Raw genomic sequence first — 9,111 nt, forward strand, 5'->3', positions numbered from 1 at the left:
GGCGTAGGAAGGGGCGGGAAGGCGCGTGCCGCCGCCCAGCGCGAAGGGGTTGACCGGCTGGGGCTGTGCCATGGCCGGGCCCTGGTTGCGGAAGGGGTTGGCTCCGGCCTGGTTCTGCATTCCGGCAAAGGGATTGCCGCCCAGAGCCACGACGCTGGTCGCGTTGTGCTGGCCTGCGTAGAGCTCGCGCGCTTCCTTGAGGTAGCGCACCGCCTTGCGTTCGTTGCCCGCGACGCGCTCAACATCGGCGAGCGCCATGTAGACCTGGTAGTCCTGCGGGTAGGAGCGCAGCAGCGCGTCGGCCGCGTCGTCGGCGAGCTTGCCGTCGCCCGCGCGCTGGGCGCTTTGGGCAAGGCCGATCAGGCCATCCTTGTCGCCCGGTTTCTTGGCGAGGTACAGTTGCCAGGCCTGCGCAGCGCGCGGCGCCATGTTGCCGTTCTCGTAGAGGCGCGCGAGCCCGGCGAGGATCTCGACGTTGTCGGGCGCGGAACTGTACGCGCTCTGGAGAATGTCGAAGGCTTCGGCGTAGCGTCCGGCAAGGCGCGCACGGTCGGCTTGCCCGATCATCAGCGTCGCCTGCATCCGGCCATAGGCCTGCTGGCCCTGCGGCGAGGAGCCGGCCATCTGCCCGGCACGCCGGAGCGCAGCCTGGGCAAGGTCGTCGCGGCCGGTCTGAACGAGAACGCCGATCAGACCCTCGTATTCGCCAAGGTCGGTCACTTCGCCGTTGAGCGCGCGCTGGGCGACCTCGGCAGCTCCGACCTGGTCGCCCAGTTCGAACAGGGCGCTGGCGATGGCGGCCTGCTTGCCCACTGGAATGGCGCGCATCTCACCCAGCTGGCGCAGCGAGCCCAGCGCCTGTTCGCGCTGACCGCTCTGGGCGAGGGCCCGGGCCCGCGTGATCGCCGCGTCGGTCTTCACCCCGATCGCGAACGTACGCATCGGGGCCGTGCGCTGAGTTTCCGGGATCATCGAAAGCAGGCGCTCGGCCTCGGCGGGACGCCCCAGGTCCTCGTTGAGAAGCGCGGCGGCATAGAGCGCGTCGGGCGCGCCGATGCTCACCAGCGAGCGCAGCAGCGATTCCGCCTCGGGCATGCGCCCGCGCCTGATCATGTATTCGGCAAACTCGTAGCGGATCCACGGGTCCTCGGGATCGGCCATGAGCCCGGCCTGGAACTCCTGGACAGCGCCGGTGTCATCGCCCCGCTCGGCGGCGGCAAGGGCCCGGCCGCGCGCGGCGCGCATCTGCAGGCGGTTCTCGTCGGCGTTGGGGCCTTCGGCGGCCTGGCGGTAGAGGTCGGCAGCGTCGGCGTAGCGGCCCTGCTGCTCGTAGACCTGGGCGAGGATCTCCAGCGCGGGGGCCGGTTCGGAATAGTCCGAGCGCACCAGTTCCTCGGCGCGGGCCTGGGCAGCGCCCAGCTGGCCCCGGTCGAGCAGGTCCTGGGCTTCTTCCACGCCTGCAAAGTAGCGTGCGGAAGCGAGCCCTTCGGCCCACTGGCTGGCCTTTCCGGCGCGCGAGGCGCGCTCGAGCAAGTCGGCGGCCTCGGAAAACCTCTGCTGGCGCAGGCGCACGATGCCAAGCCCGCCCAGAGCGTCGGGATCGCGCGCGTTTACGGCGAGCGCTTTCTCGAATTCGGTCGCGGCCTGCTCAAGGCGTTCGGCTTCGAGTGCCTCGAAGCCAGCCACGCGGGCGCGTCCAGCACGGTCGGCAGCGCTGGTCTGAGCTGGCGCGGCGCGGCGGGGCGGCGCGGCGCTGGGCGCGCTGGTGCGGGTCGGGCTCGAAGGTGTCGTCTTGGCCGCCGGGGCCGGTGTCGAAGCCGGGGCGGGGGCGTTGCGGGCCGCCGTGGCAATCGCAGGATTGTCGGGATCGATGGCGCGGGCGCGGCGCAGGGCCTGCTGGGCGAGGTCCTCGCGCCCCTTGGAGCGCCAGTATTTCGCCTGCTCGATCAGCGCGGCAACCCCATCGTCCTGCGCGAGGGCGGCGACTGGGAGGACCGAGCCCACGGCGCAGCCCCCCAGCAGCGCGGCAAGGGCCGCCGTGCGCAGGGCGCGACTACGCGTCGGGAAGGGGACACGGGGCTCGATCATGCGTTGTCGTCCTCGGCGCCGAGGCGGCGCTGGGCCTGTCGGCGGAAGTAGAAATAGGCGGGGCTGGCGAGCACGATGGCAAGCGCGAGCGCAAAGAAGCCAAGGAGCAGCGGGCGCTGGCTGATCCAGTAGGCGATCTTCATCCAGAACGGCAGGGAACCGCTCCAGTACCGCTCGCCCAGCGCGAAGCTGGCCATGCCATCGCCTTCGGTAACCGAAAGGTCGCCCTGAATCATGGCGTTGATCTTGGCATCGCCCATGCCCTCGACGAGCTCGGGCAGGGCCGGGCCGCTGTCGGCCAGAAGCGCGACGACGGTGCGGTCTGATGCAAAGGGCGAACGGAAGCTGACGATCCCGGAAAAGCCGCGCGCGTTGTAGATCACGGGTTCGGCTGCCATCGGATCGTCGCGCTCGGTGCCACCAAAGAGCGCGGCGACGTTCTGCAACATCGAGCGTTCGGAGACCGAGAGGCGCCCGCCTGCAAAGCGCAGTGGCGAGCCTTCGAAGAGTTCCTCGTGGCCCGCGAGCGCGGTGTCGCCCATGACCAGCACGTCCTGTGCGGAAAGGGCATCGGCATCAACCTCGGTGGCCACGGTGACCGCGGTGGCTGGCACGCCGGTGGAATCGCCGAAGCGGCCCATCAACTCGAGGAAAGCTCGGATTGCGGCTGGGCTTGGCTTGTCGCCCATGATCACGGTCGTCTGGGACAAGTCCGGGCTGACGGTGAAGGGGAAGCCCGCGCTGGCAAAGGTCGCAAGGTCGGGCATCTGGATCGCATGGTAGGCCGAGGTAAGGTCGATCGTGCTGTTGGGATCGACCGAGACGCGCACATTCTCGGGCAGGGTGCCGGTGCATTTCTTCTTGTCGGCGATGATCATGTTGTAGTCGAAGGTGACTTGGTTCTGCCCGAACATGGTGTAGCGCGGCAGGGTCAGGGTGGCCTCGGAATCGTGGCTCTTGGCGCTGGCGTTGCCCAGCAGGCCATCCCACCAGTCACCGCCCAGGCCCAGCGTCCTGAGGTACTGGCCGTTGAGCGAGACGTCGAGACGCGAGGCGCGGCGGTCCATCCACTTGGCGACCGGGTAGCGGTAACCCAGGTTCAGGCGGCCACCCTGGCGCGGCCAGAAGAACAGGTCGGGTGCGACGCGGAAGCGGGCGGAGATAGGCCCGGGGCGAATGCCCATGCCCTGGAGCGCGTAGGGCTCCATGATCTCACCCAGCTTGACCGGCTTCTGGGTCGAGACCCAGCGCAGGGCACTGTAGCGGTCCCAGACCGGGATGCGCACGCCCTCGAAATTCATGCGCGAACCGCCAAAGACGCCCTTGCCGATGGCAACCGCGGAGGCGGCGAGGCGCAATTCGCCGTCGTTGCGGCCCATCAGGACCAGCAGCGTACCTCCCGCATCGGCCGGGTTGCGCACGACCGCCGCGCTGGGCCCTTGCGCGGGCGCGATTTCAAGGCCGGGGAGCGACTGGCCGCTCTTGAGGAAGACGATGGCGTTGCCTCTGGGCAGGGCGCCAATGACCGGCTCGAAGGTGAAGCCGCGGTAGCTGGCAAGCGAGCCGAGCCAGGACGCCGAGGCGGCCGCCGCCTCCAGTTCGCCGCGGCCGGGCGCGCTGGCAAAGACGAAGGGCATGTCAAGCGGCATGTTCTGGCCCTTGTCGAAGAAGGGCAGCGGCAGGCGGGCGAGGTCGGGTTTGTAGGGGAGGCGTGCGTATTCGACATCGAGCCACGAGCGGGTGTTCGAGATATTGGCCCAGAGCGCGGAGTGGAACGGGTCCTCGCAGTCGCGCGCGTAGTGGCCGATGAGCCGCAGGTTGAGCTGGTTGTCGCCGGGGAGGAACAGCGCCGGGTTTACCTTTATGCGCACGATCCGGCCCTTGGCGTTGGCGCGCGTGAGGCGCAGCGTGTCCACCACCTCGCCGTTCAGCATCACCACCAGCTGGCTGAGGTCGTCGAGCATCGAGGGTGACCAGGCCATTTGCAGGACGAGCGTGGCCTCGGTGACAACGCGGTCCTGGCGCATGCCGAAGGGAATGCCCATTTCGCCCTGGGTGCCTAGCAGGCGGATGGGGGTGGTGACGCGCAGGTCCTCGAAGGTGAGGCGGTCGGTGACACTATCGCCTTCGAGCGCGGCCGGGCTGGCCTCGCTCTCGCTGGCCGTGGCGGCATGGGCCTGGCTGGCGCCGAAGAAGATGCCCGCCGTGCCCAAGAGCAAGGCCCCGGTGATGGCGGCGGCCTTGGCGATCCGGGCCGCCTTGCCCTTTTGCTTATCCTTGGTCTTTGTCTCGGCCTTGCTCGCGCTCGTCTTTTGCGTGTCGCCGCCGCTCGACGCAGGGTTGTCGTTGTCCGCCTCGGCCTGGCGCATCGCGCGGCGCTCGGCGAAATTGAGGCGCAACATGCGCTTCAGGGTAACCAGGTCGACCAAGATGATATCCGCAAGTGAGCGAAGTCCGGTAACGGATTCGCGGGGAGCAACAGGCTGCCAGGCGTCGGCCCGGCCCATGACGGCGCGCACGAGGTGGCGTCCGGCCATGATATCGAGTTTTTCAAAGCGCACATAGGTGTTTGCACCCTGGGTACGCTTCGTCTCGACGGGGATGCACAGCACCTCGTTGCCCATCGACATGGTGATGTGACGTACCGAGCGGTCCTTCACGGGCAATTCCTCGGGCAAGGCCAGCGCCGCGCCGCCCATCGAGATGTCGAGGGTGGTGGCCGGTACCACGTGCCCGCCTTCAAGGTAGGCGCTGACCGGGAGCTTGACCGGGATGCGGATGTCCTGGCGGGCCTGGCGCGTCTCGCGCGCCACCGCGATCGCGGCGATGAGGATGATCAGGCTGAAGGTCGCCCAAGCCAGGTTCAGAACCAGCGTATCGGTCTGGATGTTGAACATGTAGGGAAAGAAGGCCCATTTGCTGATGGCCATGAGCATACCGGCCACGATGATCCCGACGCAGATCAGGTGCGGCTTGACGATGGCCCAGTCAAAGTAGGTCTTGTCGAGCAGCGAGCCCTTGTCGGTCACGTTGAACTTGCCCTTGCGCGGCTGGAGCCAGGTCAGCACCGTTGGCTTGACGAGGTGGAAGGCCAGGATCGTCTCGTAGACCTCGCCCCAGAACGGTCGGCGGTCCGAGCCTTGCGTGCGCTCGTTGGCGACCGAGGAGCAGTAGAGGTGGGGCATGGCGTAGGCGAAAATCAGCGAGGCCGAGGCCTGTATGATGTTCTGGCCGAACATGAGGTAAGCGAGCGGGCTGGTCAGGAACACGATCCGGGGGATCGGGTACTGGAAGTGCAGCATGGCGTTGAGGTAGCACAGACGCTGCTGCCAGGTGAGGCCCTTGCCGAAGAGCGGACAGTCGATGCGCAGGATCTGCGTCATGCCGCGCGCCCAGCGGATGCGCTGGCCGACGTGCAGGACGAGGCGCTCGGTGGCAAGGCCTGCGGAGAGGCGCGCGCTGATGTAGGCGGTGTTCCACCCGGTGCGCTGGAGCTTGAGGGCGGTGTGCGCGTCCTCGGTCACGGTCTCGCCGGCAAAGCCGTTGGTCTCTTCCAGCGCTTCGCGGCGGATGATCGCGCAAGAGCCGCAGAAGAAGGTCGCGTTCCACAGGTCGTTGCCGCCCTGGACCGGGCCGTAGAACAGGTCGCCTTCACCGGGCATGTCGCCCATCGTCGAGGCGAGGTTACGCTGCACCGGGTCGAGTGAGTACATGTGGTGCGGGGTCTGGATCAGGGCGAGGCGCTTGTCCTTCTGGAACCAGCCGATGGTCAGCTGCAGGAAGGCGCGGGTCGGCACGTGGTCGCAGTCGAAGATCGCGATGAGTTCGCCGTCGGTTTTCTTCATGGCCGCGTTGAGGTTGCCCGCCTTGGCGTGCAGGTTGTTGTCGCGCGTGATGTAGCCGCAGCCCGCTTCCTTGGCGAAGGCGCGGAATTCCGCACGCTTGCCATCGTCGAGGATGAACACGCGATAGCGGTCGACCGGATAGTCGAGATCCATCGCGGCAAACACGGTGTTGCGCACGATTTCGAGGCTCTCGTTGTAGGTCGGGATGTAGATGTCGACGGTCGGCCAGTCCTCGGGATCGCCCTCGGGCTCGATCACCGGGCGCTCGAGGGGGAAGCTGGTCTGCAGGAAGCCCAGCATGAGGATCACCCAGGCGTAGAGCTCGGCGAGGTAGAGGACGCCGCCGAAGGCGAGTTCGGGGAGCGTGCCGAAGGAGAGCGTCTGCGTCGTGCGCCACACGATGTAGCGGGTGGAGACGAGGATCGCGAGAAGGCCCAGCGCCAGGCCACCGCGCGGGCTCTTCCAGCGGCGCAGCGCCACCGCGCCGGCAATCGTGACGCCGGCGCAGACCCATTGCGCGGTCCCGTCCAGCGGCACTGCGATCACCACCGCCGCGATGAAGAAGATGGGGATGAGGGCGAGGTAGCGCAGCGCGCGCGTCGACGTCAGCGCCTTGATCATGCAGCGTAGCTCGAGCTCTTCGCGCCGGACCAGATGCTGATGTCGGTGTCGAGCGCGGGAAGGACAATGTCGACCAGCCGGCGCACGTCGGCGAGCGCGGCGCTGGAGGGGGCATAGCGCGCCAGGGTCTGGAGCATCGCTATCGATTCGGGGACCGATTCGTCCAGCCGGATGCGTCCGATCAGGCGCGGCCCCATCAGTTCGCGCACGAAGGCGGCGTTGTGGCGGGCCAGGCGGCGAGTGTCATCGAGCCGGTTTATCACAAAGGACGTGCGCGACAGGCCGCCCTTGCCCGCCTCGTCGAACATCTGCGGCAGCAGCGCGAGCGTCTCGGGCGCGGTGTCGAGCGCGCACAGGTGCGCGCAGGCGTGGTTGACAAGGCGCCGCGCAAGGTTGCGCTCGCACGAGGGCACATCGAGGATCAGCGTGCGATCGCGGCCGGTCTGGAAGTAGCCCAGATCCTTGAGCATCGGGATGAAGTCGGGATCCTTGGGTGCGGTGCGCGCGTGGCGCAGGTCGATCCCCGAGACCACCACCGAATCCTCGCTCGAGGCATGGAGCGCGGACAGCGTGGTCGAGGGGGGCAGCGCAAAGTGGAAGGGAAGGGTGTCGTGCGCGGCCATGGAGAGCACGGTCACGTCGGCTCCAGCTTCGGCCAGCCCGAGCGCCATGTGCGCGGCGAGGAAGGTGTTGCCGGTGCCGCCCTTGGGCGAATGGCAGACGATGAGGGCCATCAGATTTCTCCTCGCGAACCCAGCTCGGACAGGTGTCGCAGCATGGCACGCACGTCCTGGCCCGATCCAGCAGGAGCAGGCGGTGCAGGGGCCGCAGCCGCGTTGGGGCCTTCATAGCGCCGGAACAGGGCGCTGATCGAATCGGTGGCCACGGGTTCGGGAGCCGGAGGCGCGGCCGGGCGCGGCGGCGTGGGGACGAACTCGGCCGCCTGCGTCTGCGCGCTCGGCAGGCTTTCCGGTGCAGGGGCCGCTGCGCCGCTGGCCGCCGCGCCGTCGAGTTCGAGCAGGCGCGGGTCCTTGAGCAGAGCCTCGAGCATCGGCCACAGCTCCAGCTCGGTGAACCGGTCCTCGAACTCCTTGTAGGAAAAGTCCTGACGGCCGAGCCGATTCAGAAGGTTTGAAGCGTCAACTCTCATGCGGTGCCCCCTGTAAGTGCTCTTAGGGATTGGCACTTAATGGTTAACAAATGACTTAACCTTTTCCGCAAGTGTGCCAACCGCGAGGGGGGCTCGCCGCCCTCAGAAGGCACTTATATACGAATACCTTAAGGCTGTAAGGAAATCCTAAACCTTCGGCGCTAGACGAGTCTACACCTTGCTAGCTACGTGAACGAGGACCGTGGACGTCCAGCACTTTTCAACGTTCGACTGGGACGACGGCGTGGATGATTACGCGCCGGAAGACTTGCTGCCGCCTCTCGATGGGCCGCAGGAAACCGACGATTGCGAGTCCGAAGTCGCTTCGGATCGGTACTCTTACGGAGGATTGATGAAGATGGGACGTTCGGAGCGATCCGGTGGCCGGCCGCGCAAGAAGCCGGTGCTCATGCTCGACGACAGCGAGCGTCGCGACGCGTTGCGCGAACTCGACATGGTCGCGGTCCAGGACTTCGGCGAAGCGATTCCCATGGAACGTCCGGTCCGTGTGCAGGGCCTCACGCCCGTCGACGCGGCCGATTCGATCAGCCTGAACACCCCTGCTCCCGCAGCTTTGGCCCCGCAGGCCCCCGAGCCCGCGGCTTACATGCCCGCAGCGCCTGTGGATGCCCCTGCGCCATCCAGCCCGACTCCGCGTTTCGGTGCGCTGGGTGGCGAGGGCTCGGTCCTCGGTCGCGATCCGTTCCCTGCAGCCTTCGAGGACGCGGGCGAGGATGAGGACGAGCAGGGGCTCGACGAAGCCGCTTACGGTTCGCTGTTCGCAAAGGCTGCGCCGAGCGCTCAGCCCGTCCCGACGCCCGCACCTGCTCCCGAACCGGTTGCGGCAATCCGTCCGGCTCCCAAGCCCGAACCTGCTTTCGCAGCGGTGGCTCCTGCTCCTGTTGAGGCTGAGTCCGAGCCCCAGGCCGTTTTCGCGCCGCAGGTCGAAGCCGAGCTGGCACCGGTGCGTTCGGCCTCCGGCCATGCCTTGCGTGCGCGCATGCAGGCCGAAGAGATTTCCGCCCCCGAAAGCGACTCGCTTCTGGCGCGAATCGGCCGTTTCTTCGCCTGGCTGGGTAGCTTGCTGCGCCGCTGACGCGCAGATGAGGGGCACGGCAGGCGAATCGTAGCCGCCTGCATGTCTATGCAATTGCGAAGTCACGGAAAGAAGCAAACTGCGGTCCAAAGGGCCATCGCCCCTTGGACCGCAGAATGGGCGACCTCGTCCTTCTCAGCCAGCGCGGCATCCAATAGGTACGCCGGACCGTTTGGGGAAGGCGATGGCCCTCGGACCAACCTGTCTGATTTTTCGGCTTTTTCCGTTTTCGCGCGTTTTCGACCAGGCAACGTCGCCCTCGGCTTCATCCCGTAAAGGATTAAGGCGTCGGCTAACGGTTGCCTCCCCTT

Annotated in this window: 5 protein-coding genes; 1 reads left to right on the forward strand and 4 read right to left on the reverse strand. The window is 67.3% G+C overall.

Features of this window, described 5'->3' with window-relative positions; translation table 11 throughout:
* From FMM79_RS19570 to FMM79_RS19585, 4 genes are all read right to left on the reverse strand, one after another.
* On the reverse strand, positions 1–2,088 hold a 2,088-nt coding region (locus FMM79_RS19570; RefSeq protein WP_148629214.1), incomplete at its 3' end, for a tetratricopeptide repeat protein.
* Complete coding sequence (gene bcsA / locus FMM79_RS19575) at positions 2,085–6,554, reverse strand: UDP-forming cellulose synthase catalytic subunit (protein WP_148629215.1); 4,470 nt, start codon at positions 6,552–6,554, stop codon at positions 2,085–2,087. The genes FMM79_RS19570 and bcsA, both read right to left, overlap by 4 nt.
* Positions 6,551–7,288 (reverse strand): cellulose synthase operon protein YhjQ/BcsQ, encoded by a 738-nt coding sequence (locus FMM79_RS19580; RefSeq protein ID WP_148629216.1) that lies wholly within the window; start codon positions 7,286–7,288, stop codon positions 6,551–6,553. The genes bcsA and FMM79_RS19580 overlap by 4 nt, the downstream gene beginning before the upstream one ends.
* Positions 7,288–7,704, reverse strand: coding sequence for a hypothetical protein (locus FMM79_RS19585; protein WP_148629217.1), 417 nt, complete (start codon positions 7,702–7,704; stop codon positions 7,288–7,290). The genes FMM79_RS19580 and FMM79_RS19585 overlap by 1 nt, the downstream gene beginning before the upstream one ends.
* A gap of 352 nt (positions 7,705–8,056) precedes the next feature.
* On the opposite strand from FMM79_RS19585, the gene FMM79_RS19590 reads away from it, so the two are divergent.
* A complete protein-coding gene (locus FMM79_RS19590; protein WP_148629218.1) occupies positions 8,057–8,800 on the forward strand; it encodes a hypothetical protein in 744 nt (247 codons plus the stop codon).
* Positions 8,801–9,111 lie beyond the last annotated feature (311 nt).

The sequence above is a fragment of the Novosphingobium sp. BW1 genome, assembly GCF_008107685.1.
In the GTDB taxonomy this organism is placed as follows: Bacteria; Pseudomonadota; Alphaproteobacteria; order Sphingomonadales; family Sphingomonadaceae; genus Novosphingobium.

Coding starts and splice junctions, on each gene's coding strand:
- bcsA (WP_148629215.1), bottom strand. CDS start 6,554: ATGATCAAGGCGCTGACGTCGACGCGCGCGCTGCGCTACCTCGCCCTC.
- FMM79_RS19590 (WP_148629218.1), top strand. CDS start 8,057: ATGAAGATGGGACGTTCGGAGCGATCCGGTGGCCGGCCGCGCAAGAAG.
- FMM79_RS19585 (WP_148629217.1), bottom strand. CDS start 7,704: ATGAGAGTTGACGCTTCAAACCTTCTGAATCGGCTCGGCCGTCAGGAC.
- FMM79_RS19580 (WP_148629216.1), bottom strand. CDS start 7,288: ATGGCCCTCATCGTCTGCCATTCGCCCAAGGGCGGCACCGGCAACACC.